The organism is Brevundimonas sp. FV1ye4L, assembly GCF_058681255.1.
This window is the reverse complement of record NZ_CM178734.1, coordinates 2,398,281-2,422,020: the sequence shown is the minus strand read 5'-3', so window position 1 is coordinate 2,422,020 and position 23,740 is coordinate 2,398,281. Positions and strand designations below refer to the sequence as shown.

The 23,740-nt window shown below is 69.2% G+C and carries 22 protein-coding genes and 1 riboswitch; of the genes, 10 read left to right on the top strand and 12 right to left on the bottom strand.

The window, feature by feature from the left end:
* Positions 1–34 precede the first annotated feature (34 nt).
* From ACW17X_RS11705 to ACW17X_RS11685, 5 genes are all read right to left on the bottom strand, one after another.
* Positions 35–484: a WapI family immunity protein gene (locus ACW17X_RS11705; protein WP_292123630.1), complete on the bottom strand. Its 450-nt coding sequence runs from the start codon at positions 482–484 to the stop codon at positions 35–37.
* The gene (locus ACW17X_RS11700; RefSeq protein WP_492097563.1) at positions 481–2,334 is read right to left on the bottom strand and encodes a heparinase II/III family protein; all 1,854 of its coding nucleotides are present in this window, start codon (positions 2,332–2,334) and stop codon (positions 481–483) included. The genes ACW17X_RS11705 and ACW17X_RS11700 overlap by 4 nt, the downstream gene beginning before the upstream one ends.
* A complete protein-coding gene (gene rpe, locus ACW17X_RS11695) occupies positions 2,331–2,996 on the bottom strand; it encodes a ribulose-phosphate 3-epimerase (RefSeq protein ID WP_492097561.1) in 666 nt (221 codons plus the stop codon). Before rpe ends, ACW17X_RS11700 begins: the two co-directional genes overlap by 4 nt.
* Before the next feature lie 46 nt (positions 2,997–3,042).
* Positions 3,043–4,380: an RsmB/NOP family class I SAM-dependent RNA methyltransferase gene (locus ACW17X_RS11690; RefSeq protein WP_492097560.1), complete on the bottom strand. Its 1,338-nt coding sequence runs from the start codon at positions 4,378–4,380 to the stop codon at positions 3,043–3,045.
* Positions 4,381–4,445: 65 nt separating this feature from the next.
* Positions 4,446–6,422 carry a potassium transporter Kup gene (locus ACW17X_RS11685; protein WP_492097559.1) on the bottom strand — a complete coding sequence of 659 codons (1,977 nt, stop codon included), beginning with the start codon at positions 6,420–6,422 and terminating at the stop codon, positions 4,446–4,448.
* A 167-nt stretch (positions 6,423–6,589) separates the two neighbouring features.
* On the opposite strand from ACW17X_RS11685, the gene ACW17X_RS11680 reads away from it, so the two are divergent.
* Positions 6,590–7,060 carry an Rrf2 family transcriptional regulator gene (locus ACW17X_RS11680; RefSeq protein ID WP_492097557.1) on the top strand — a complete coding sequence of 157 codons (471 nt, stop codon included), beginning with the start codon at positions 6,590–6,592 and terminating at the stop codon, positions 7,058–7,060.
* Between the two features lie 7 nt (positions 7,061–7,067).
* Positions 7,068–7,865: an SDR family NAD(P)-dependent oxidoreductase gene (locus tag ACW17X_RS11675; RefSeq protein WP_492097555.1), complete on the top strand. Its 798-nt coding sequence runs from the start codon at positions 7,068–7,070 to the stop codon at positions 7,863–7,865.
* On the opposite strand, the gene ACW17X_RS11670 is transcribed toward ACW17X_RS11675, so the two are convergent.
* From ACW17X_RS11670 to ACW17X_RS11660, 3 genes are all read right to left on the bottom strand, one after another.
* A complete protein-coding gene (locus ACW17X_RS11670; RefSeq protein ID WP_492097554.1) occupies positions 7,862–10,075 on the bottom strand; it encodes a protein-disulfide reductase DsbD family protein in 2,214 nt (737 codons plus the stop codon). The genes ACW17X_RS11675 and ACW17X_RS11670 overlap by 4 nt on opposite strands.
* A gap of 57 nt (positions 10,076–10,132) precedes the next feature.
* The gene (locus ACW17X_RS11665; protein ID WP_492088454.1) at positions 10,133–10,576 is read right to left on the bottom strand and encodes an OmpA family protein; all 444 of its coding nucleotides are present in this window, start codon (positions 10,574–10,576) and stop codon (positions 10,133–10,135) included.
* Positions 10,577–10,680: 104 nt separating this feature from the next.
* The gene (locus ACW17X_RS11660; RefSeq protein ID WP_271164973.1) at positions 10,681–11,022 is read right to left on the bottom strand and encodes a YMGG-like glycine zipper-containing protein; all 342 of its coding nucleotides are present in this window, start codon (positions 11,020–11,022) and stop codon (positions 10,681–10,683) included.
* Between the two features lie 153 nt (positions 11,023–11,175).
* Between ACW17X_RS11660 and ACW17X_RS11655 the strand changes: the two genes are divergently transcribed.
* The 3 genes from ACW17X_RS11655 to ACW17X_RS11645 are packed head-to-tail and all read left to right on the top strand — an operon-like array spanning position 11,176 to position 13,306.
* Positions 11,176–11,454, top strand: coding sequence for a hypothetical protein (locus tag ACW17X_RS11655; RefSeq protein ID WP_492097552.1), 279 nt, complete (start codon positions 11,176–11,178; stop codon positions 11,452–11,454).
* Between the two features lie 44 nt (positions 11,455–11,498).
* Positions 11,499–12,455: a diacylglycerol/lipid kinase family protein gene (locus tag ACW17X_RS11650; RefSeq protein WP_492097550.1), complete on the top strand. Its 957-nt coding sequence runs from the start codon at positions 11,499–11,501 to the stop codon at positions 12,453–12,455.
* Complete coding sequence (locus tag ACW17X_RS11645; RefSeq protein WP_492097548.1) at positions 12,455–13,306, top strand: metallophosphoesterase family protein; 852 nt, start codon at positions 12,455–12,457, stop codon at positions 13,304–13,306. Before ACW17X_RS11650 ends, ACW17X_RS11645 begins: the two co-directional genes overlap by 1 nt.
* Before the next feature lie 90 nt (positions 13,307–13,396).
* On the opposite strand, the gene ACW17X_RS11640 is transcribed toward ACW17X_RS11645, so the two are convergent.
* From ACW17X_RS11640 to ACW17X_RS11630, 3 genes are all read right to left on the bottom strand, one after another.
* On the bottom strand, positions 13,397–13,576 hold the full coding sequence (locus tag ACW17X_RS11640) for a DUF1328 domain-containing protein (RefSeq protein ID WP_492097546.1): 180 nt from the start codon (positions 13,574–13,576) through the stop codon (positions 13,397–13,399).
* 110 nt (positions 13,577–13,686) lie between these two features.
* Positions 13,687–14,100, bottom strand: coding sequence for a hypothetical protein (locus tag ACW17X_RS11635; RefSeq protein WP_492088458.1), 414 nt, complete (start codon positions 14,098–14,100; stop codon positions 13,687–13,689).
* Entirely contained in the window at positions 14,100–14,444 is a 345-nt protein-coding gene (locus ACW17X_RS11630; RefSeq protein ID WP_267514971.1) for a glycine zipper domain-containing protein, read from the bottom strand. Before ACW17X_RS11630 ends, ACW17X_RS11635 begins: the two co-directional genes overlap by 1 nt.
* Before the next feature lie 146 nt (positions 14,445–14,590).
* Here ACW17X_RS11630 and ACW17X_RS11625 point away from each other — a divergent pair, with 146 nt between their 5' ends.
* From ACW17X_RS11625 to ACW17X_RS11615, 3 genes are all read left to right on the top strand, one after another.
* On the top strand, positions 14,591–15,244 hold the full coding sequence (locus tag ACW17X_RS11625) for a fumarylacetoacetate hydrolase family protein (RefSeq protein ID WP_492097543.1): 654 nt from the start codon (positions 14,591–14,593) through the stop codon (positions 15,242–15,244).
* A complete protein-coding gene (maiA, locus tag ACW17X_RS11620) occupies positions 15,244–15,879 on the top strand; it encodes a maleylacetoacetate isomerase (RefSeq protein WP_492097541.1) in 636 nt (211 codons plus the stop codon). The genes ACW17X_RS11625 and maiA overlap by 1 nt, the downstream gene beginning before the upstream one ends.
* A gap of 82 nt (positions 15,880–15,961) precedes the next feature.
* Positions 15,962–16,882 carry an aldo/keto reductase gene (locus ACW17X_RS11615; RefSeq protein WP_492097539.1) on the top strand — a complete coding sequence of 307 codons (921 nt, stop codon included), beginning with the start codon at positions 15,962–15,964 and terminating at the stop codon, positions 16,880–16,882.
* Here ACW17X_RS11615 and ACW17X_RS11610 read toward each other — a convergent pair.
* Positions 16,866–18,680, bottom strand: coding sequence for a TonB-dependent receptor plug domain-containing protein (locus ACW17X_RS11610; RefSeq protein ID WP_492097537.1), 1,815 nt, complete (start codon positions 18,678–18,680; stop codon positions 16,866–16,868). The two genes, ACW17X_RS11615 and ACW17X_RS11610, sit on opposite strands and share 17 nt — an antisense overlap.
* A gap of 148 nt (positions 18,681–18,828) precedes the next feature.
* A riboswitch (cobalamin riboswitch) is annotated at positions 18,829–19,013 on the bottom strand.
* A gap of 74 nt (positions 19,014–19,087) precedes the next feature.
* Here ACW17X_RS11610 and mutS point away from each other — a divergent pair.
* Both mutS and ACW17X_RS11600 read left to right on the top strand, forming a co-directional pair.
* Positions 19,088–21,790 carry a DNA mismatch repair protein MutS gene (gene mutS / locus ACW17X_RS11605; protein ID WP_492097536.1) on the top strand — a complete coding sequence of 901 codons (2,703 nt, stop codon included), beginning with the start codon at positions 19,088–19,090 and terminating at the stop codon, positions 21,788–21,790.
* A gap of 84 nt (positions 21,791–21,874) precedes the next feature.
* Positions 21,875–23,701, top strand: coding sequence for a methyl-accepting chemotaxis protein (locus tag ACW17X_RS11600; protein WP_492097535.1), 1,827 nt, complete (start codon positions 21,875–21,877; stop codon positions 23,699–23,701).
* Positions 23,702–23,740: the final 39 nt, after the last annotated feature.

Below are 23,740 nucleotides of genomic sequence, written 5' to 3'. Positions count from 1 at the left end.
GGGGCGCCGGTGCGTCATCCCTTGCCTTGAGGGGCTAGAGGTTTCCTTTGATCGGAAAGTCTCTGAGGATTTGGGCGCATTGGGCGATGAGCCCGGGGAGATAGCTCTGGTCAAGCTCGAGCTCGAACCGATGGGTTTGCGTCATCGGATCGGGGGTCGCTTCGATAACCACATCTAGATGACCTAGCGCCGCGCTGGTGACCTTGGCATTGATGTAGGGCTCAAGACAGCGGAGGTGAGCGACGCCCTCCAGCCGAAGATTCAATGTCGAAAGTTCGTCACGAAACGACGAGATTTCGTCACTTCGTATCCATGGGCCCTGGATATCTATGCGCGAACCGGGCGCCTCTATGTGGGCGTGGATGTTGATCCAGTTGGCGTCATCATAATCGACAGAATCCGCAAACTCCCGCGAGAGGGTCCAAATGGATAGCCAGCCGAGCTTTAGGTCGGGTTCTCCATAGAGGGCTTGCGGATGCTTCACGTCGGATCGCCGCTCGCGCCCGCCGGGCTCAGCTTCCAGCGGATCCGGCTCTCGCTGTCGGTGCGGGCCGAGCCGCGCACCACGATCTGCAGCGAGCGGCGGGTCAGGCCGGCGTCGATATGGACGCTGGGTTCGATGGCCACGTCGGGACCGTCGGTGCGGAACCACCAGCCCCGGCCCGAGGCGCCGCGCAGCAGGATCGAGCGGCGGTCGCGCGCCAGCGAGGCCTGAACCCCCGGCTCCAGATGGAAGCGGATGGCGTAGGGGGCGGCGATCTGGCGGATCATCTCCTTGCGGCCCGGCGTCGGGAACAGCTTCTCCTCGGCGCGCAGCTCGTCCATCCGCTGGTCCAGATAGAGGCGGCGCTGGTGGTTCAGGCCGAAGGCCTCGTTCCAGCCGTCATGCTCCATATCGAGCCAGACCGCGCCGTCGCCGTCGCGCTGATCGGTGGTGACATGGATCGGCGGGCCGACCAGGCGGGGGCCCAGCAGTTCGCCCTTCCAGCCGCCCAGGGGTTCGTTCAGCGACCGTTCGCCCAGGGTCAGGGTCGAATGGCCGGGCGTCAGCCGCAAGGCCTGACGATCCGTCGAAGCCGGGGTCCAGCCCGAGCCGGTGATCAGACGATCCTTGCCGCAGACGATCTCCAGCGCCATCGGCTGGGCGCAGGCCGACGCCCCCCAGGCGCCCGCCGCGGGCGCAGCGGCGTCGGCGAGGATGGTCAGCAGCGGACTGGCGATCCGGGTCAGGCCGGCGACGGCGCCGAAGGGCGGATGCTCGGGCTCAGCCTTGGTGCGGGCGGTGGCGGCCTCGTCATGGGCGCGGGCGGCGGCGACGCGGGCGACGGTGGACGGGCCTCCGCCCTGGAAGCTGGCCAGACGGCCGTCCGGCAGGGTCAGCAGGCGCAGACCCTCGGTCAGGCGGGCGATGGCGCCGGTCACGGCCTCGGGCGTCGGCTCGGACAACTGGGCCAGGGCGTCGTCGAGGGTCAGAAGGTCGAGCAGCAGCTCCAGCCCGGCTTCCGGACTGCGCGAGGCGTGGCCGCCGTCGGGCTGGACGGTGGTTTTCAGCGCGCCCGCCAAGCCGGCGAGGGCGCGACGGCGCAGGCCTTGGCCCGGCGCGCCGGCCAGGACGCAGCCGCCGATGGCCGCCGCCGTCAGCCGTTCGGCGCGGGTGGCCAGGCCGCCGGGCGGGCGCAGCAGCTGGCGGGTCTGGCGCGCCAGGCTGTCGGCAAGCCTCAGCCGCTCGGCCTCGGTCGCCACGGCGCCCATCTTGCGGGCGGCGCAGGCCAGGTTGATCACCCGGCGCGGCAGGATTTCGGGACCCCAGGCGAAAGGCGACCAGCGGGCGAAGGTGTCGGTCCAGGCCAGGGTCAGACGCAGGGCCTCGCGGGCGCCCCGCTCGCCCTGGGCCATCAGGGCCGGCAGCCAGTTGAAGGCGTGCAGTTCGACGGCGAAGGGTCGCGACGGGCTGGGGCGGTTCCAGGGATCGGCCGAGGGCTCGACCTCCATCGAGGCGCCGGCCAGGATGAACCGCCCGACCAAGAGATTCTTGCCCGGGGCAGCGTCGTGCGACCGGAAGTCGCGCGGCGTGGCCGCAAAGGCCGTGACCTTGCCCCCGCCCAGCACCGGGCTCAGCGTCAGGCCATAGCCCGGCAGGCCGTACAGTTCGATCCACAGCTGGCGGGTCAGGATCCGCCCGGCGATGGCCGGCCACAGGCCGGGGCCGGTCTCGGTCGCCCCTGAACGGACAGGCGTGCGGACCGGCGCGCCGGCCAGGCCAGGGATCTGGCCGGAGGCGACATCGGGCGTGGCGTCCTGGCCGCGCGGACTGAAGGGGCCGATCGGGCTCACGCGGCGGCCGGGACGGCCTTCAGGGCGGCGATATTGGTCGCATAATCGCCCTTGAACACGAAGGAGCCGGCGACCAGGGCGTCGGCCCCGGCGGCGACGCAGGCCGCCGCATTGGCCGAGGTCACGCCGCCGTCCACCTGCAGATGGGCCGCCGATCCGGCGCGGTCCAGAATGGCGCGGGCCCCGGCGATCTTGCGCAGCGAACTGTCGATGAATTTCTGTCCGCCGAAGCCGGGATTGACCGACATGATCAGCACCAGGTCCACCAGATCCACGACCTCTTCCAGGATCGACAGAGGCGTGGCCGGATTGAACACCACCCCGGCCTTGGCCCCCAGCTGGCGGATACGGCCCAGGGTGCGGTGCAGGTGCGGCCCGCTTTCGGGATGGACGCTCAGCAGATCGGCCCCGGCGTCGCGATAGGCCTCCAGCCACGGATCGACCGGCGCGACCATCAGGTGGACGTCGAACGGCAGGCGGGTGTGCGGCCGGATCGCCTTCACGATGTCCGGACCCAGGGTGATGTTCGGCACGAAATGGCCGTCCATCACATCGACATGGATCCAGTCGGCGCCCGCCGCTTCCAGCGCGCGGACCTCTTCACCCAGGCGCGCGAAATCGCTGGCGAGGATGGACGGGCAGATCAGGGGGGTAACGGCCATGATCTCGGGATAAGGCGGGTTGCGGGCGGGAGCAAGCCGCTCCCGCTCAGGAAACCCGTTCCAGCTTGGCGGCGAAAAAGCCGTCGAGGCCGCCGTGTTCGGCCCACATGGAGGGCAGGATGCGCAGCCAGCCTTCGGGCGTCAGGGCTTCCAGCGGGGCGCCCAGGGCGGAGGGATCGGCCGCGACGGTGCGGAAGGCGGGGTTGCGGCGCAGGAAGGCGATCACCTGGGTCTCGCCCTCCTCGCGCTCCAAGGAACAGGTGCAATAGACCATCCGGCCGCCCGGTTTGACGCGTTCGGCGGCGACGTCGAGCAGCCGGTGCTGGACGTCGGCCAGTTTGGCGACCTCGGCGGGCTTGGTGGCGCGCAGGACTTCCGGATTGCGGCGGAAGGTGCCGGTGGCGGTGCAGGGCGCGTCCAGCAGGACGGCGTCGAAGCTGCGGTCGTCGTCCCAGTCCTCGGCGGGGACGGCGATCACCTCGGCGGTCAGGCCGGTGCGTTCCAGGTTCTGGCTCAGGCGTTTCAGGCGCGGGGCCGAGCGGTCAAGGGCCACGACCGAAGCGCCGGCGGCGGCAAGTTGCAGGGTCTTGCCGCCGGGCGCGGCGCACATGTCCAGGGCGGTCTCGCCGGGCTTGACGTCCAGCAGACGGCCGGGGACGGCGGCGGCGGCGTCCTGGACCCACCAGTCGCCGTCGTCGAAGCCGGGCCAGGTCGCCACGTCGCCGCGACGGCCTGTGCGGACCGTGCCGCCCTCAACGGCCTCACCCTCGACGGCGGCGGCCACGGCGGCGGGATCGACGCCGGGCTTCAGGCTGAGGTCGGTGGCCGGCTCCTCGCGGGCGGCCAGGGCCAGGCCGGTCAGGGCGGCCTCGCCATAGGTCGCCTTCCAGCGGGCGGCGATCCAGTCGGGCAGATTGCTCTCGGCCGTGGTCAGGCCGGGGCCCTCGCGGCCCACGCCGCGCAGCACGGCGTTGACCAGGTTCTTGTAGGGCCGGGTCTTGGGATCGCGCTCGGCCAGTTTCACGGCCGTGGAGACGGCGGCGAAGGCCGGGGTCTCCAGCACCAGGGTCTGGGCCAGGGCGATGCGCATCAGGGTGCGGACCGCCTCGGGCGGCGACTTCTGCAGACGGCGGTTCAGGATATGGTCGATCTCGCCCAGACGACGGAGAGCGGCCATGGCCACCGCGCGGGCGAAGGCGCGGTCGACGGGCTCCAGCGCGCGGGCGGCGGGTTGGGACAGGGCCTCGTCCAGGCCGTTGCGCTTCTCCAGCGCCGCGTTCAACAGAATGCCGGCGACCACGCGGGCCTCGACGCCGATGTCGTCCTGCGACGGAGCTGGCGCGACCTCGACCGGAGCCGGGCGCGGCCGGCCCTTGGTGGCCATGCGGCGGCCGCGCGCCTGTGAGCTGTGACCGCCACCCCGTCCTTCAGAACCGCGTCCTTCGGAACTCATACGGCCACCTGCGCGCCCAGCTCGACCACACGGCCGGGCGGGATATGGAAGAAGTCGGTCGGGTTGGCGGCGTTGCGCATCAGGAAGATGAACAGCCGGTCCTGCCACAGGGGCATGCCCTGGCGCGCCGACGGGATCAGCGAGCGGCGGCCCAGGAAGAAGCTGGTCGACATGATGTCGAACTTCAGCCCCTGTTTGCGGCACAGGCCCAGGGCCCGGGGCACGTTCGGCGTCTCCATGAAGCCATAGGTGATGGTCAGCTTCTTGAAGTCGTCGTTGATCGGCTCCATCCGCACCCGGTCGGCCTCCTTGACGCGCGGCCGCTCGGAGGTGCGCACGGTCAGGATGACGTTCTTCTCGTGCAACACCTTGTTATGTTTGAGATTGTGCATCAGGGCGACCGGGGCGACGTCGGGATCGCTGGTCAGGAAGATGGCGGTGCCGGGCGCGCGGTGCGGCGGCCGGGCCTGAAGCATCTCAATCAGGTCGTTCAGCGGCAGGCTGTCCTTGCGGGTCTTGGTCGTCAGGATCTGGGTGCCGCGCACCCAGGTCCACATGATCAGGACCAGACAGGCCCCCAGCACCAGGGGCATCCAGGCGCCATCCGGGATCTTCAGCAGGTTGGAGGTCAGGAAGACGCTGTCGATGAAGGCGAACGGAATAAGGGTTCCCGCCACTGCCCACATCGGCCATTTCCAGCCCTTGGTGATGACCGAATAGCTCATCAGCGTATTGACCAGCATGGTCCCAGTGACAGCCACCCCATAGGCGGCGGTCAGGTTATGCGAGCTCTGGAACACGACCAGCAGCACCAGGACCCCGACCATCAGGAAGGTGTTGACGGCCGGCACGAAGATCTGGCCGGCCTGGGTCTCGGAGGTGTTGCGAATGTCGATACGCGGCAGCAGGCCCAGCTGGACCGCCTGTTGCGTGACCGAGAAGGCGCCGGTGATCACGGCCTGAGAGGCGATGACGGTGGCGGCCGTCGCAAGGATCAGCATGGGCCAATAGGCGAACTCCGGCACCATGTTCCAGAACGGGTTCTCGGCGGAGCCGGGATTGTCGAGGATCAGGGCGCCCTGGCCCAGATAGTTCAGCGTCAGGCAGGGCAGGACGAAGGCCAGCCAGCCCATGCGGATCGGCGCCTTTCCGAAATGGCCCATGTCCGCATACAGGGCCTCGGCCCCCGTCACGGCCAGAAAGACGCTGCCCAGGATGACGAAACCGAGAAAGCCGTCGTTGATCAGCAGCATGACGCCATAGTGGGGCGACAGGGCGCGCATGATGCTGATGTCGTCAAAGATATGGTAGAGGCCCAGCGCCCCCAGGCACAGGAACCAGACGGCGGTGATCGGGCCGAAATATTTGGCCAGGCTGGCCGTGCCGCGCGACTGAACCATGAACAGGGCGATCAGGATGCCCGCCGAGATCGGCACGATGAAGGGGTCCAGACGCCCGGCCAGGCCCGGCGCGTCCTGCAAGCCCTCGACGGCCGAGAGCACCGAGATCGCGGGCGTGATGATGCCGTCGCCGTAGAAGAGGGCCGCGCCGCAGACGCCCAGGATGAAGATCCAGGCGCTGCGGCGACCGACCGCGAACTGGGCCAGGGCCATCAGCGACAGGGTGCCGCCCTCGCCCTTGTTGTCGGCGCGCATCAGGAAGAAGACATATTTGAAGGTCACGACGACCATCAGGGCCCAGAAGGCCAGCGACACGACGCCGATTACGGCCAGGTCCCCGCCGACGCCGGACTGGGCGTGGGCGATGGCTTCACGCAGGGCGTAAAGCGGGCTGGTGCCGATATCGCCGAACACCACGCCGATCGCGCCCAGGGTCAGGGCCCAGAAGCCGCCGTGCTTGGCGATCTGCCCCCCTGGGGCGTGGGACTCGGGTCCCGTGGCGTGGGGGGGCTGGTTCGGCGTATTCGACGCGGCGGGGAGAGCGCCCGCGTCGTGGGGAGTATCCCCGGCCATGCGTATCCTCCGGGTCTCCGACGACAGGTCGAGCCCTTCAAAGCGGCGAGCCTTTAGGCCCATTCCGCGCCCGCTTCAATCGTGACGCGCGGGATTCGCTTTCACAGCGGGGCCCGGCATTTGTGATTCGGCGTCGGAACGCCTATTTTACGTGCAGGAACACAAACATGTCAGACAGCCAGCGCTTTCCCGTCGCCGCCCACGCCCTGGCCTATATGGCCCACAAGGGCGCGTTTTCGCCTGCCCAGGCGGCCCCCAGCGGGTTGCTGGCCTCGTCGATCCCAACCAATCCCGTGGTTGTGCGCCGGGTGACGGCCCTGCTGGCCAAGGCCGGGCTGATCGCCACCCGGCCCGGCGCCACCGGCGGCTCGTGGCTGCTGCGCCAGCCCGAAGATATCCGCCTGGACGAGGTGCTGAGGGCCGTCAACGGTTGCGCCCACATCGGCTCGCCCCCCGCCGGGGCCAAGGGCTGCCCGATCAGCGAACATATTCCGCGCCAGGTGGCCAAGGCCCTGACCGCCGCCGACGAGGCCGCGACCGAGGCCCTGTCCAAGATCACCATCGCCGATCTGCTGGCGGAAAACCCCGTCTCGCTGGCGGCCTTCACGCCGCACAAGTCCTGCCCCGTCGCGGCCTGACGATCGGATGAGCCGGACGGTTCTCGTCACCGGCGCCTCGGCCGGCATAGGCGCGGCCCTGGCCCGGACCTATGCGGCGAACGGCTGGAACCTGATCCTGACCGCTCGACGCGAGGGGCCGCTGCAGGCTCTGGCCGATGAACTGATCGCCGCCCATGGCGTGACCGCGACCGTGATCCCCGAGGATCTGTCCGATCCGGCGGCCCCTGAACGATTGATCGCCGCCATCGCGGGGCGGGGGCTGACGGTTGACGGCCTGATCAACAATGCGGGCTTCAGCCGGGTGACCGGCTTCCTCGACACCGAATTGAGCGCTCATCGGGCAATGATCCAGGTCATGTTGACGGCGCCGGTCGAGCTGTCGCGCCTGGTCCTGCCCGGCCTGGTCGAGCGGGGCTTTGGCCGGGTGTTGAACGTCGCCTCTCTGGCGGGCCAGATGCCGGCGACCGGCGGCGACACCCTGTATGGGCCGATCAAGAGCTTCCTGATCAAGGCGTCCCAGGGCCTGTATCTGGAGACCCTGGGGACCGGGGTCCATGTCACGGTGCTGAACCCCGGCTACACCCTGACCGAGTTCCACGACGTCAATGGTTCACGCGATCAGGTGTCGCGCGCCTATCCGGCCTGGATGTGGATGGACGCCGCCCGCGTCGCCCGCATCGGCTACGAGGCCTGCGAGGCGAACCGAGCCAGCGTGACTCCGGGGGTGATGAACAACATCATGGCCGGTCTGGCGCGCTTTCTGCCCGACGGGCTGGCGCTGCGGATGGTGGCGAACCACGCCAAACGGCTGGACCGGCTTTAAGACGCCGGATTTGGCGTTCGAGCGGTCTGCAGGGCCTCGGTCACCACGCCTTCGGTCAACAGTTGCGGCAGGATGCGCGGTTCGCCGCCGCCCGCCGGATACAGCAGATATAGGGGCACGCCGGATCGACCGTGACGTTCCAGTTCGCGAGTGATGGCGTCGTCGCGGCGGGTCCAGTCCCCGACCAGATAGACGGCGTTCGCGGCCTGCAAGACCTCCGCGACACGCGGTGATGACAGGGCCGCGCGCTCGTTGATCTTGCAGGTGACGCACCAGTCGGCGGTGAAATTGACCAGGACCGGGCGGCCCTGGGCCTGGGCGGCGCGAACGGCCTCTGCCGACCAGGGGGCGGCGGCCAGGAGGCTGGAGTCTGGCGCCATCGTCGGGGCTTCCGCACGGCTGGCGGCGAGGCCGGCGAAGCACAGGGTGAAGAAGAGAGCCAGGAACGCCGCCACGGCGCTGACGACGGCGGTTCCGCCTTCCGCCCGGCGCGACTGGTTTATGCCCGCCAGCCACAGGCCGAAGGCCAGCATCAGGGCGGCGACGAGGAACTGCGCCAGGGACTCAGCCCCGGCCTGACGCGCAAAGACCCAGACCAGCCAAAGGGCCGCGCCGTACATGGGGAAGGCCAGCAGGCCCTTCAGCCGCTCCATCCAGGGGCCGGGACGCGGGAAACGTCGCAGCAGGCCGGGCGACAGGCTGACGGCCAGATAGGGCAGGCCCAGACCCAGACCCAGCATCAGGAAGACCAGCAGGGCTGCGGGCCAGGGCATCAACAGGGCGGCGCCCAGGGCGGCGGCCATGAAGGGGGCGGTGCAGGGGGCGGCGACCACCACCGCCAGAACGCCGGTGAAGAAGGCGCCCGTTCCGCCCGGCAGGCGCGACAGGGGGCCGGCGCCGGCGGCCTGCACCCCCGCCCCGACGTGGAAGACGCCCGACAGGTTCAGTCCGACCGCCAGCATCAGCAGGGCCAGGCCGGCGATCACCGCCGGGGACTGTAACTGGAACCCCCAGCCTATGGCCTCGCCGCCCGCGCGCAGGGCCATTAGGGCGACGGCCAAGACCAGGAAACTGGCCAGCACCCCGGCCATGAACAACAGGCCGTCGCGGCGGGCCGTCTTCGTCTCGTGGGCCGAGGCCGCCAGGGACGCCGCCTTCATCGCCAGAATGGGGAAGACGCAGGGCATCAGGTTCAGGATCAGGCCGCCGAGCAGGGCGAACAGGGCCGATTGAAGGATCAGGACCAGGCGGGTCTTGGCCGGAGCGGGGACCTCCACCTCTCCCGACAGGGTTCGGCCGCCTGTGGTTCCCGCCAGGGCCGGGCCGGGGCGGGCCGTGATCTCCCAGGCCCCGGCGTCGGTGGCCAGAACGCCGGAGATCGGGCCGGTCAAACCCTTGGCGGCGAGGTCGCCGTTCGGCGTCAGGCTCAGGCTCAGACCATTCGGTCCGGTCTGGCCCGACTGGGCGGCGGCGTGGTCGATGACGCCGCCTTCGAATGGATAGAAGACCGCCTGGGTCGGTTCGCCGTCCGACAGGGCTGCGGTCAGGGGTCCGCCCGTCGCCGACAGGGTCAGGACGCCGTCGGCCAGGGCCGCGCGGGCCTCGATCCCGGCCGGACGCGGGGCGGCGGCCAGCACGGCCTCGAGGGCGGCGCCGTGATCGGGGTCCAGCGGCGGGGCGCCTTCGCGGATCGGCAGGTCCAGGCGCAGGCTCATCTGAACCGGCACGCACATCTGGTCGCTACAGACCAGGAACAGGACGTCGGCGGTCAGGGGCAGGGTGGTTCCGGGCCGGGCCGAGGCCGGAACCTCGATCGGCACGGGCAGATAGACTTCGCCGGAATAGCCGTAGTTGACCAGGCTCATCAGCCGTTGACGGCTGGGCAGGGGCCAGACGATTTCGCCGGCCTTCACCCCCGGCGGCAGGCGCCAGTCGATGGTGGTGGGCCCGCCGGAGTCGCCGGGATTGCGCCAATAGGTGTGCCAGCCGGGCGCGATCTTCTGGCGCACCGCGACGACGACGGTCGATCCCGGCGCGGCCCATTGCGACAGGGGAACCAGTTCGGCCTCGATATTGTCGGCCTGACGCGGGCCCGCCGGGACGGGCGCGGCCGTCTGGGCAGGTCGGCTGACCGGCTGGGCCGTTGCTGGGCCGGCGGCGCCCGAAAGGACCAGAAGACAGAGGGCGAACAGAGGGGCGATGGCGCGCATGGCCGTGTTTCTAGGCCCTGGAGACCGGCCTGTCAGCGCCTCTGTCGCCGCGCCCGCTTAGCGACGGGGGTGCGCGTCCACCACCACCTCGGTGCGACGACGCAGGGGCTCGGCCGATCCGCCGACCGTGGTCGCGCCCGCGTCGCCTGCCGCCGTCACCTCGAAGGCCGGGGCCGGCAGGCCCGCCGCTGTCAGGGCCTGGGCCACGGTTCGGGCGCGGCGTTGCGACAGGCTGAGATTGGCCTCGCTGCCGCCTGTGGCGTCCGCCAGGCCCAGCACCTGGACGCTGCGCACCTCGCAGGTCCGCAGCACGCCGGCCGCCGCCTCGATGGCCTGGCCGGCCGCATCGGTCAGCCGCGCCTCGTTTTCACGGAAATAGATGTCGAACCGCACCGGCATGCACGGCGAACTGCTGGTCACGATCGCATCCCGCCGCATCGGCGTCGCACAGGCCCCGAGCGCCAGCGCTCCGGCCACGGCCGCAATTGCAAAACTCTTCATGCCCGTCCCATTCCCCTCAAATGAAAGGGCGGCCCGTCCATGACGAACCGCCCCTCCGAAGCCCGATCAGTGCGACAGGAGCAAGCCCCGCCGCCCTTAGCCGATCAGTACCGGCGCTGGCCGTTGTCCCAGTAGCATTCGTCCTGGCGATTATCGTAGCAGTAGTAGGTGCGACCCTGGCTGTCGCGGTAACGCTGCTGGTTGTTGCGGTCCTGAGCCGAGCCGCGGATGGCGCCGGCTGCGCCGCCCAGGGCGCCGCCGATCAGGGCGCCGGTGGCCGCATTGCCGCCGCCGACATTATTGCCGATGACAGCGCCGGCGACAGCGCCGAGGCCGGCGCCGATGGCGCCCTGGCGGACCGTCTGGTTCGAATTGCCGTAAGGGTCGCTGGCGCAGGCCGAGGCCAGAAGGCCGGCCCCGGCGATCGCGATGATGGCCTTGTTCATGATGAAATCCTTTGTCTGGGTTCGCCCCGAAGGCGAGAACGCTGGAATACGGTTCAGGTTCCCGTGTCTATCGTCGTTCTGTAGAAAGCGTTAAGCTTCAATCCTGGGCCTGGCCCGGCAAAGTCAGTGGGGGGAATGATGCGATTTTCAAAGATGGTGCGCGCAATCGACGGCGCCGAAGGCCCGCTCTGGACGCGGCGCAAGAAGAAGAAGGCCTCGGCCGCCCCATTGATCAATGTGCTGGTGACCCTGTTGGCCCTGGTCGGCGCCCTGACGCTTGTGCTGTCGATCAAGGAGCGGTCCGTCGAGGCGGCCGGTCGGATGGCGGACGGCTGGATCGCCACCGGTTGGGCCGGCGCCCAGAAACTGGCGGGACGCGCCCCAGAGGCGGAGCCCGGGGCTGCGGCGGCCCGCGACGAACTGAAGCAATAGCCAAGCTTTAGGGAACGGGCGCGCGCGCCGGACGTTCGGGCGCCATGACCGATATCGTAAGTCCCGAACCCGAGGCCGACATCGGCCAATCGCAGGACGCGCCCCTGCGCGTCCTGACGTCCCATGCGCCGCTAAAACGGGTGGTCATGCTGGTCAACCCGTTGTCCGGCAGCGTGGGCCCGCGCGCGGCCGCCGAGGCGGAGGCGGCGCTGGCGGACTATGATCTGGAAAGCCAGGTCGTGGTCCTGGACGGCGGCAATTTCGATCAGGCCATCGCCGAGGCCTTTTCGGCGTCGGCGGATGTCATCTTCGTTCTGGCGGGCGACGGCACGGCGCGGTCGGTGGCGTCGAAGGCGAAGCCGGACGGCCCGATGATCGCCCCCCTGCCGGGCGGGACGATGAACATGCTGCCCAAGGCCCTGTACGGCACGGCCGACTGGAAGCTGGCCCTGCGCCGCGCCCTTGAAGAGGGCGAGCCCCAAGTCGTGTCGGGCGGGGAGGTCGAGGGCGAGTACTTCTACTGCGCTGCAATACTGGGGTCGCCGGCCCTGTGGGCGCCGGCGCGCGAGGCGATGCGAACCGGCAAGGTCAAACTGGCCTGGGCCTATGCGCGACGGGCGCTGAAACGGGCCTTCACCGGCCGGTTGAGGTTCAGCCTGGACAGGGGCCCCCGGCGGCGGGCCGAGGCCCTGGTGCTGATCAGCCCGATGATCTCCAAGGCGATGGAGGAACCGGACGGGCTGGAGGCGGCGGCGATGGACCCGTCCGACGCCAGCCAGGCCTTCCGCTTGGCGGCCAACGCCCTGTTCAGCGACTGGCGCCATGATCCGGCGGTGTCCACCCGGGCCGCCAAACGGATCGACGTCCGGGCCCGCTCGCGCATTCCAGCCGTGATAGACGGCGAACCCATCCTGCTGAAATCCGAGGCCACTGTGCGATTCATACCCAAGGCGTTCCGCGCCCTCGCCCCCCGACCGCCGGCGGCCGAGGACAGTCTGTAATGGGGCGGGTTCTTCAGTTTTCCGACGTCCATTTCGGGTGCGAGCACAAGGGCGCGGTGGCGGCGGCGCTGGAATACGCCCACGCCACCACCAATGACCTGGTGTTGATCACCGGCGACATCACCCAGAAGGGTTATCCGGCCGAGTTCCGAGCGGCGGGCGAATGGATGCGCGCCATGCCCGAGCCGCGCTTCGTCATCGTCGGCAATCATGACGTCCCCTATTGGAGCCCCGTCGCTCGGCTGTTCCACCCGTGGCGGGCGTTCGAGACGGCGACCGGTTTTCCCGCTCATGACGGCCAGTTCTGCAATGACACGGTGATGGTGCGCGGCGTCGTCACCGCGCGCGGCTGGCAGGCGCGGCCCAACTGGTCCAAGGGGGTCATCGATCTGGATCAGACCCGGCGCGCGGCGGAGGCCCTGCGTCAGGCGCCGATCGGCGCCCTGCGCATCCTGGCCTGCCACCACCCCCTGATCGAGATGATCGGCGCGCCGATGACCGGGGAGGTCAAGCGCGGGGACGAGGCGGCACTGATCTTCGCCGAGGCGGGGGTGGACCTGATCATGACCGGGCACGTCCATGTGCCCTTCGCCCTGGCGATCGATCTGGCGGACCGCTGTTCCTACGCCGTCGGCTGCGGAACCTTGTCGCATCGCGAACGGGGCTCTCCGCCCGGGTTCAACCAAGTCGACTGGGACGAGAAGACCATTACCGTCACCGCTCTGGCCTGGGACGGCCAGGAATATAGTTCTCAGCAGGTCTGGCGGCTGCCTCGCCGTCAGGACACCCGTCGAGCTGCGACGGCGCCGAATCCGAACGCCCCCGGCACGCTGGAGAAGGCGGCTGTCTGAGGTTCGCTCGCTCGACAGGTTGAGATGAAGCGGACAAGAAAAGGGCCGGAACTTGCGTTCCGGCCCTTTCGTCTTGTCGGTTGGACGCCCCTATAATCGGGGAGCGCCGCGCCCGCGCAGTCCGCCGGCCACAAGGGCGATGACGAACAGGATGATGGCGATCACGGCGATGAATTTGGCGATCTCGAACGAGAAGTTCACGATGCCGCCGAAGCCGAGAACGGCTGCGATCAAGGCCACGACCAGGAAGATAATTGCCCAGCGAATCATGGGTTTAGCTCTCCTGCGTTGATGTTGCCGACGGCGGCCTTGCGACCGTTCGTCCCGTCGGCAGATCAACGTTTGCGACCGCGCGGCGTTCCGTCGCGTCCGCAGAAAGCTCAGCGTCGGCGGCGACGTTTGGCGTAGCCGCCCTGGTCCATCTTCCGCTCCGCCACCATGCTGGCGACAATGGCGGCGAGTGCGGGATTGCGCAGCAGCAGGAAGGCGGCGCCCAGACCGCCGACCGCGCCGATGATCGGGCGTTCGCGCACGATGTGGATCAGCTTGCCGACCAGACCGTCCGGCGCATCCTCTTCATCCTCATCGTCGTGGCTGTCCCCCTTCAGGAAGACCAGGGCGACGATCAGGGCGACCAGGGCGAACAGGCCGAAGGTGATGGCCGCCGCGCCCAGGGGCGTGGTCATCAGGCTGATCGCGTTGAAGATGGCGATGCCGAGGAACACCACGGCGAGGAACACGCTCGCGGCGACCACGCTGGTCGCCACGATCCGTTTGACGATGCCCTTGAACATCAGCGACGGCGGCCGGCCAGAAGCAGGCCGAGCACGACGCCGACGCCCAGGGCGATGGCGGTCGACTGGACAGGACGCTCCTGGACGCGTTCGACGATATAGCGCTGGGCCTCGTCGAGGCGTTCGGCGGCGTCGTCATAGTACTCGCGGCCGCGCACCCGGGCGGTGTCGTAGTAGCCGCGCGCCTGTTCGCGCACTTCCTCGCCCTTGGCGCGGAGCTTGGCCTCGGCCTCTTCGGCCTTTTCGCGCAGGCGTTGGGTTTCCTCGCGGGCGCCGGTCTTCAGATCCTCCTTGAGGGTCTTCAGGTCAGCCTTGATGTCTTCTCTAGCCTTGGTGGTGGCCATGGTGCGCGCTCCAGTTTCAAGCTTGGCATTAGAATAGGGGACCCTGTTTGCGAACGCCACACCGTGGGCGAAGTTCCCGTCGATCCATAAGGCCTTATGGGCTGGTCGGCCTCGTCAGGGACGATCCGCCGCACTAGATTGGGCCCATGACCGACTTCCTGTTCGCGCCCCGCCCCGTTCCCAGCCTGCCGATCGCCGGCGACGACCGGCGTTTCCCGGTTCGACGCATCCTGTGCGTCGGCCAGAACTACGCCGCTCACGCGCGTGAAATGGGCTCCGATCCGGACAAGCAGTCGCCCTTCTTCTTTTCCAAGCCCGGCGACGCCCTGGTTTCGGACGGGGCCGATCCGGCCTATCCGTCCGCGACGGCCAATCTGCATTTCGAGGCCGAGCTGGTCGCCGCCATCGGCGAGGACGGCGGGATCGTGGGCTGGGCGGTCGGGTGCGACCTGACCCGTCGCGACCTGCAGGCCGAGGCGAAGAAGGCGGGCCGTCCCTGGGACGCGGCCAAGGGGTTCGATCAGTCGGCCCCCTGCGGGGCCGTGACCCTGGGCGCCCTGCCGAACCCGGCGGGGACCATCGCCCTGACGGTCAATGGCGAGACGAAACAGTCCAGCACCCTGGACGACATGATCCTGAACCCCGACCGGATCGTCGAAGAGGCCGGGAAACTTTGGACGCTGGAAGCCGGCGACCTGATCTTCACCGGCACGCCGTCGGGCGTCGGGCCGCTGGTGCGCGGGGATCGGGTCGTGGTGACGATCGACGGGCTGGAGCCCCTGAGCTTCGAGATGGTCTGATGATCCTGCACGGCTATTGGCGGTCAGGCGCCAGCTATCGGGTCCGTATCGCCCTGGGGCTGAAGGGCCTGACCTATGAAACAGCGGCGCATGACCTGCGCCTGGGGGAGCAGAAGGCGGCCGATTATCTGGCGCTGAACCCCCAGGGCATGGTGCCGGCGCTGCAGGACGGCGACCTGATCGTCACCCAGAGCCCCGCCATTCTGGAATGGCTGGAGGAGACTCATCCCGAGCCGGCGCTACTGCCGAAAGAGGCGACGAACCGCGCCCATGTGCGGGCCATGGCGGCGCTGATCGGCTGCGACATTCATCCGCTGAACAATCTGCGGGTCCTGAAGTCTCTGCGCGGGGACTTCGGCGCCGATCAGGCGACCGTCGACGCCTGGGCCGCGCGGTGGATCACGCCGGGGTTTGCGGCCATGGAGACCTTGGTGGCGCGCCACGGCGAAGGCTGGAGTTTCGGCGACGCGCCCGGCCTGGTCGATTGCTATCTGATCCCGCAGCTCTATTCGGCGCGACGGTTCAATATGGATCTGCAGGCTTGGCCGGGCCTTTTGGCGGTCGAAGCTCGCGCTCTGGCGCATCCCGCCTTCCAGGCCGCGGACCCCGACCGCCAGCCCGACGCCGACGCCTGATCCCGATACCAGCGGTGGATAAGTAAGGTTCGCGTAACCTCTCGCTCAGCCTCCCTTAAGTATTGGGGGGCAAGATGGGAATGTGACGCATTCCTCCGCCACCCCTTCGGCGCCCTCGCCCATTGATCGCCTGGCTCTCGCCGTGGTGACCGAGCCTCAGCGCCCGCTCAATTCCCTGATGAACAGCCAGACGGGCGCGCGCGAAGACGCGATGCGCTTCCTGCTGCAGACCGGATCCGACGCCGGCGTGCGAATGATCGCGACCCGTCCCGGGGGCGACGGCGAACGCCTGCTCGGCCAAGCCTGGCCCTTCCCCTCGCCCTTCCGTGTCACGGTGCGCACCGTGTCCCTGAATGAAGGCCTGGACCGGGTCGAAGCCCGGGCGCGCCGGTCGCTGGAACGACTGGGCCTGCCGCGCGGCGAGGCCTTGCTGGTCGACAACGCGGCCGATCTGGCCGGCGCCGAAGGCCGCGCCCTGTGGGATCGTCTTCAATCTTTGAAGGATCGCGGCCTATTCCGCAGCATCGGCTTCTGCGCCACGATCGAGGACGGGCCCGCCTTGCTGGCCCGTCGTCTTGAGGCCGATGTGGTCCAGGTCTCGTGCAATCTTCTGGATCAGCGCGCTGCGGCGGAAGGGGTTCTGGACGAGCTCAAATCCGTCGGCGCCCAGGTCCATCTGGCCTCCGTCTTCGCCGGCGGCCTGCTGTTCTCAGGCGGGGACGACCTGCCCTCGCATCTGGCCGACTATGCCCAGGTCCTGTCGCGGACGCGGCGGCGCCTGGCGGAACGGCGTTGCGACCCGATGCAGGCGGCCCTGGCCTACGCCTTTTCACTGAAGGCTGTGGATCGTGTGGTGGCCAGCGTCGCCTCGGCCGCCGAACTGCGCGCCATCCTGGCCGCCGCCCATGCGCCCAGCCCCGATCTGAACTGGTCGGAACTGGCGCTCGAGGCGCCGGCGGCCTTCGCCGCCGACGCCCGCGCGCGGATCAGTAGCGCAGCCTGACCCCGACATAGGCCGACCGACCGGGCTCGCCGTAGCCCAGCACCTGCTGATACTGCTCGTCGGCCAGGTTCTCGACACGGGCCGTCAGCGCGACCTGATCGGTGAGCTGATAGGCCGCGTTCAGATTCGCGGTGACGAAGCTGTCGCGCACGCCGCCGGAATCATCCTGGTCGCCCTCGGCGCGGACGGTCAGGGCGCCCGAAAGCCGATCCCCCGTCCAGCCCAGGGTCGCCGAACCGGCGTGTTCAGGCACGCGCAGCAGACGGGCGCCCGTCGAGCGGTCCTCGGCGTCGGTCCAGGCATAGGCCAGGGTCAGGTCGAATCCGGCCCCGAGTTGAGCGCGGCCTTCCAGCTCGACCCCGTCGGAACGGGTCTTGGCGACATTGATGTAGCGACCGGCGGAATAGGTGATCTGATCGTCCACGTTCAGGCGGTAGAAGGTCGCGCGACCGTCGAAACGGCCGTCGGCCGAGGCCCAGCCCAGAGCGATCTCGACGCTGTCAGCGGTTTCCGGCTTCAGTTCCGGCCAGGGCAGGGGCGCGTAGCAGTAGTCGCAGACGGCCTGGCTGACGGTCGGGGCCTTGAAACCCGTGCCATAGGCGCCGGACAGGATGAAGCCGCCGGCCAGATCATAGGCCGCCGAAATCCGGCCGGTGGTCTTTGAGCCGAAATCGTCGGTGTCGTCGTAACGCAGGCCGCCGGTCAGGTTCAGGGCGCCGATATCGTATTGGGCCACGCCGAAGACCGAGGTCGTCGCCAGGTCACGCGCCTCGCCCGAAGACAGGTCGGCCGAGGATTCATCGCGTTCAGCGCCGAAGGCGTAGGTCACGCCCCGTGCCGCGCCGTCGGCCTGCCAGCGATAGGCCTGCCGGTCGCCGCTGAAGGTGGAGCCGAAGCCGCCGCTGTAGGAGGTGCGTTCGATGTCGGAGGCCGAGACGCTGAACTGGTGCTTCAGGCCCAGGGCCGTCAGGCTGGCGCGGCCGAATCCAGACCATTGTTCGGACTCCTGAGTGTCGTCGGTGTCGGCCAGGGCGTAGGTCGGGGCCGGGAAGCCGTCCAGATCGGCCTCGCTCTTGGACCAGCGGGCCGAGCCGTCGAACTTGACCGTGTCGGAGACGGCGTAGCGCCCCTTCAGACCGACGGTGGTGTTGGTGAAGCCGTCGGCCTCGGGATTGCCGTCGGCCTCGTCGGCGGCGGAGATGCCGTCGGTGTCGAAGTGCAAAACATAGGCGCTGACGGCATAGGTCTCATTGGCGACGCCGGCGGCCAGGCGACCGCGCACGGTGTCGAAACTGCCGGCCTCGGCCTCGGCGCGCAGGCCGTCGATCTGCTTGGTGGTGAAGGCGATCACGCCGCCGATGGCGTCCGACCCCCACAGCGACGACTGCGGCCCCGACAAGACCTCAATCCGGGCGACGTCGCCCAGATCGAAACCGGAGAAGTCATAGGCGCCATTGATCTCGGCCGGGTCGTTGACGGAGACGCCGTCCACCAGGACCAGGGTCTTGCCCGGCGTCGCGCCGCGCATGCGGACCTGGGCGACGCCTCCGAAAGCCCCTGAACGGGTCACCGACAGGCCGGGCACGTCCGACAGGATGTCGGCGGCGAAGACAGCGCCGCGCTGTTCGATGGTCTTGGAGTCGATGACGCGTGCGCCGGGCGTGTCTTCGACGATGGCGGGAATGCGGGTGGCTGTGACGACGACGTCGTCCAGCGAAGTCACGTCGTCGGCCGCCAAGGCGGGCGCGGCGAGGGCGGCGGCGATCGCCGCCGTAGACAGAAGAATGGAGCGCTTCATTGAGCGAGAATCCCCGATGTCGGCTCCGCGAGTGCGCGCGAGGAACCGGTATGAGCGAGCCGATCCGCCGGGCCTGAAGGGTCCGGACGGCGCAAGATCGGGTCGCTACGACGAGAATCCCCGCGCCTCTGTCTGGTCCCGGACAGCGGACGAGCGACATTAGGCGGCCAGGTCTCCTGGCTTGCGGGTCATAAACCGCCGTCCTCGCCTTCCCAGTCACCCAGTGGCGCCGGGGTGAAGAACCCCGGACGGACGACGCTCTCGCCGCCTACAGTTGCGGGCACAGCCACGGTGTCTCACCGTGTTCCCTTAACCGCCTGACGCGGCCTATCGCAGGGGGGAGAAGCCTGTGCAAGAGCCGTTAACGGGCTTGAGCGGTCGGCTGTGATCCTTCACCCTGACAGCATATGAACGCGCCCGCTTTTCCCTCCCCCGAACATTCGCCCGAAGTCGCCGCCTCGCTGGAAGGGGCGACACCCTTCATGGCGCAGTATCTGACGGCCAAGGCCGGACAGCCGGACGCCATACTCTTCTTCCGCATGGGGGATTTCTACGAACTGTTCTTCAAGGACGCCGAGGTGGCGGCGGCGGCCCTGGGCATCACCCTGACCAAGCGGGGCAAGCACCAGGGCGAGGACATCCCCATGGCCGGTGTGCCGGTCCACGCCATGGAGGGCTATCTGGCCCGGCTGATCCGCCTGGGCCACAAGGTCGCCATCTGCGAACAGCTGGAAGATCCGGCCGAGGCCAAGAAGCGCGGCGGCAAGGCCGTGGTCCATCGCGGCGTGGTGCGGGTGGTGACGCCGGGCACCCTGACTGAGGACAGTCTGCTGGACGCGCGCGGCGCCAACCGGCTGGCGGCGGTGGCGGTGCGCAAGGGCCGGGCGGCCGTGGCGGTGGTGGAGCTGTCGTCTGGGGCCGTGGACAGCGTCGCCTGTGCGCTGGAGGATCTGGGTGCGGCCCTGGCGGCGTTTCGTCCGTCCGAGGTTCTGGTCACGGACCGGATCTATTCGGACCCGACGACGCGTGACGCCCTGGACGGGTCCGGCGGCGTGGTCCAGGCCCTGGCCAGCGCCATCGCCGAGCCCCAGGCGGCCCAAGCGCGGGTCGAGCGGCTGTATGGCGTCGCGGCTCTGGACGGTTTCGGCGCCTTTGAGGAGGCCGAGGTCTCGGCCATGGGCCTGATCGCCGCCTATCTGGAGACGACCCAGGCCGGCAAGGTCCCGGCCCTGGCCCCGCCGCGCCGTCTGGGCGAGAGCGGCTTCCTGGCCATTGACCCCGCAACGCGCACCAGTCTGGAGATCGACCGGACTCAGAGGGGCGAGCGCGAAGGCTCGCTGTTGGCCTGTATCGACCGGACCGTCACCTCGGGCGGGGCGCGGGCCCTGGCGGAGCGGATCGCCCGGCCGTTGCGCGATCCGCTGGCGATCAATGAACAACTCGACGCGGTCGAATGGCTGCTGGAGCGGCGCGACCTGCGGCGCGATCTGCGCGACGGCCTGAAGGCCTCGGCCGATGTGGCGCGGGCGGTCGGGCGACTGGCGCTGGGACGGGGGGGGCCGCGCGACCTGGCGGCGGTGCGCGTGGGACTGTCGATTGCAGAGGGGATCGCCGGCTTGTTCATCGGCCAGGTGGATCCGATCACGGGTCAGCCCCGCCGCATCGCCCTGGCTTTGGACCGGCTGACCCTGTCTCCGGACGTGTCGCGGCTTATGGTTGACCTCGCCGAGGGCCTGGTGGACGAGCCGTCGCATCTGGCGCGCGACGGCGGCTTCGTGCGCCCCAACTATCGCCCCGAACTGGACGCCGCCCGCACCCTGCGCGACGACAGCCGCCGGGTGGTGGCTGATCTGGAGGCGCGCGCCGTCGCGGAATCCGGGGTGGCCTTCAAGGTCAAGCACAACGCCGTCCTGGGCTATTTCCTGGAAACCTCGGCCAAGGCGGCGGAAGGCCTGCTGCGGGCCGGGCCGGACAGCCCCTTCATCCACCGCCAGACCCTGGCCAGCCAGGTGCGGTTCACCACCGTCGAACTGTCGGAACTGGACGCCAAGATCAGCCAGGCCGGCCATCGCGCCCTGGCCATCGAGGCCGAGATCTTCGAGACCTGGCGGCGCGAGGTCGCGCGTCTGGCTCAGCCGCTGCAGGCGGTCGCCGAGGCCCTGGCCGAGCTCGACGCCCACGCGGCTCTGGCGGAATGGGCGCAAGAAGTCGGGGCGACCCGGCCGGTGGTGGACGACAGCCTGGTCTTTTCCGTCGAGGCCGGGCGGCATCCGGTGGTCGAGGCGGCGGTCAAGGCGGCGGGCGACCCCTATACGCCCAATAATGCACGGCTGGACGGGTCAGGGTCGGATTGCGCGCGCCTGGCCATCGTCACCGGGCCAAACATGGCGGGCAAGTCGACCTTCCTGCGCCAGAACGCGCTTCTAGTGATCCTGGCCCAGGCCGGGGCCTTCGTTCCGGCGCGGTCGATGCGTCTGGGCGTGGTGGATAGGCTGTTCAGCCGCGTCGGGGCCGGCGACGATCTGGCGCGCGGCCGCTCCACCTTCATGATGGAGATGGTCGAGACCGCCGCCATCCTGACCCAGGCCACGCCGCGCAGCTTTGTCGTCTTGGACGAAATCGGGCGCGGCACCGCGACCTATGACGGTCTGGCCATCGCCTGGGCCACGGCCGAGGCCCTGCACGACGTCAATCGGGCACGCACCCTGTTCGCCACCCATTATCACGAGCTGGCCCAGCTGGAGACGCGGCTCGATCATGTCTGCAACCTGTCCATGACGGCTCGGGAATGGAACGGGGATCTGGTCTTCCTGCACGAGGCGGCCCCGGGGGCGGCGGACCGGTCTTACGGGGTGCAGGTGGCCAAGCTGGCCGGGGTTCCGCTGGCGGTCGTCGCGCGGGCGAAATCAGTGCTGGAGCGGCTGGAGGGCGAAAAGGCCGCCACGGCGCGGCTGGACGATCTGCCCCTGTTCGCCGTGACCGAGCCGGAGCCGGCGCGCGGCCCGTCGCAGGTGGAGGCGGCTTTGCAGGCCGTAGACCCCGACGCCCTTACGCCGCGCGACGCGCTGGAAACCCTGTACCGGCTGAGAGGCCTGCTCGGCTCAAGGTAAGGATTAATACCTATCAATTGTAAATCTTAACCCTGTTCGCGGAGGGTCCTTCCTAAGCTAGATTAGACTTGTGCGGATTCGGCCATGAAACTCAGCGCGCTCTCCCTTTCGGCCAAGACGGCCTTGATGGTCATCGCCGCCCTCGGCGTCCTGACGCTCGTCCTGACAGCCGTGGCCGCGGTCTTGTTGACCCGCGACGCCGAAGCCCACGCGGCTGAGCGGCAAGAAGCCAATATGCGCGTCGCCTGGGACGTCCTGGCCGATTATGGCGACGGCTTCTCGGCGCGGGACGGCAAACTCTATGTCGGCTCGACGCCGATGAACGACTTCGTCGAGCCGGTCGACCGGATCAAGGCCCTGGTCGGCGGCACGGCCACCGTCTTCCTGAACGACCTACGGGTCACGACCAATGTGGTCAAGGACGACGGTTCCCGCGCCGTCGGCACCAAGCTGAAGCCGGGCCCCGTCTATGACGCTGTGCTGAAATCCGGCAAGCCCTATCGCGGCCAGACTGAAATCCTCGGCAAACCCTATTTCGTCGCCTACGACCCGATCAAGAACGCCGCAGGCCAGACCATTGGCGTGCTGTACGTCGGCATACCCAAGGTCGACTTCATGGCCTCGGTGAACCAGGTGATGATCGCCCTGTTCGCCTGCGGTCTGGTCGCCGCCCTGCTCGTGGTAGGGGCCTGCCTGGTTGTTTCGCGCCGGATGTTCTCGCCGCTGAAGGCCTTGTGCGAGCGGATGGAAGCCCTGCGTCAGGGCCGCACCGACTTCGACGCCCCCTGGGTGTCTCGCGGCGACGACATCGGCCAGATCTCCCGCGCGGTCATCGCCTTCCGCGACGCCGCCGTCCGCCAGAAAGAGAGCGAGGCCGAGACCGAGGCCATGCGCGAGGCCGCCCGCGCCACCCGCGCCGCCGGCGAAGCCGAGCGCGAGCGTCTGGCCGAAGAGGACGCCGTGGTGGTGGAGGCGCTGGGCGACGGGCTTGCGGCCCTGGCGCGCGGCGACCTGAACCACCGCATCACCGCCACCTTCGCCGAGCGCAGCCGCAAGCTGAAGGACGACTACAACGCGGCCGTCGACACCCTGGCGGGAACCATGGGCGACATCATCGAACTGGTCGGCGCCATGCGGGCGGGAACCACGGAGGTGTCAGGCGCCACCGACGACCTGTCGCGCCGCACCGAACGCCAGGCCGCCGCCCTGGAACAGACCGCCGCCGCCCTGGACCAGATCACCGTCACCGTTCGCAAGACGGCCGAGGGCGCCCAGTCCGCCGCCGAAATCACGGCCCAGGCCCGTGGCGGGGCTGGCGCGCGCGAACAGATCATCGCCGACACCACCGCCGCCATGGGCGAGATCGAGGCGACGTCGGGCCGAATCAGCGAAATCATCGGCGTGATCGACGAAATCGCCTTCCAGACCAATCTGTTGGCGCTGAACGCAGGCGTCGAGGCGGCCCGCGCGGGCGAGGCGGGTCGCGGATTCGCCGTGGTGGCGTCGGAAGTGCGCGCCCTGGCGCAACGTTCAGCCGACGCCGCGCGCGAGATCAAGGGCCTGATCGCGGCCTCCAGCGCCAGCGTCGGCGAAGGCGCCCGGCTGGTGTCCCAGACCGGCGGCGCCCTGACCGCCCTGATCAGCCAGGTGGCCGAAATCAACCAGCTGGCGAGCGAGATCGCCGCCTCGGCCAAGGAACAGGCTGTGGGCCTGGCCGAGATCAACGTCGCCGTGAACCAGATGGACCAGACGACCCAGCAGAACGCGGCCATGGTCGAACAGACCACCGCCGCCAACCAGGCGCTGAGCCAGGAGGCCGAGAAGCTGGCCGAACTGGTGTCGCGGTTCCGCATCGGCGAGGCCGCGCGCGGCGGTCATGCGCAGGACGACCGGACGTCCTGGGCCGCCTAGGCCCCATCCGCCCAGACCCAAGCAAAAGGCCCGCCCGGC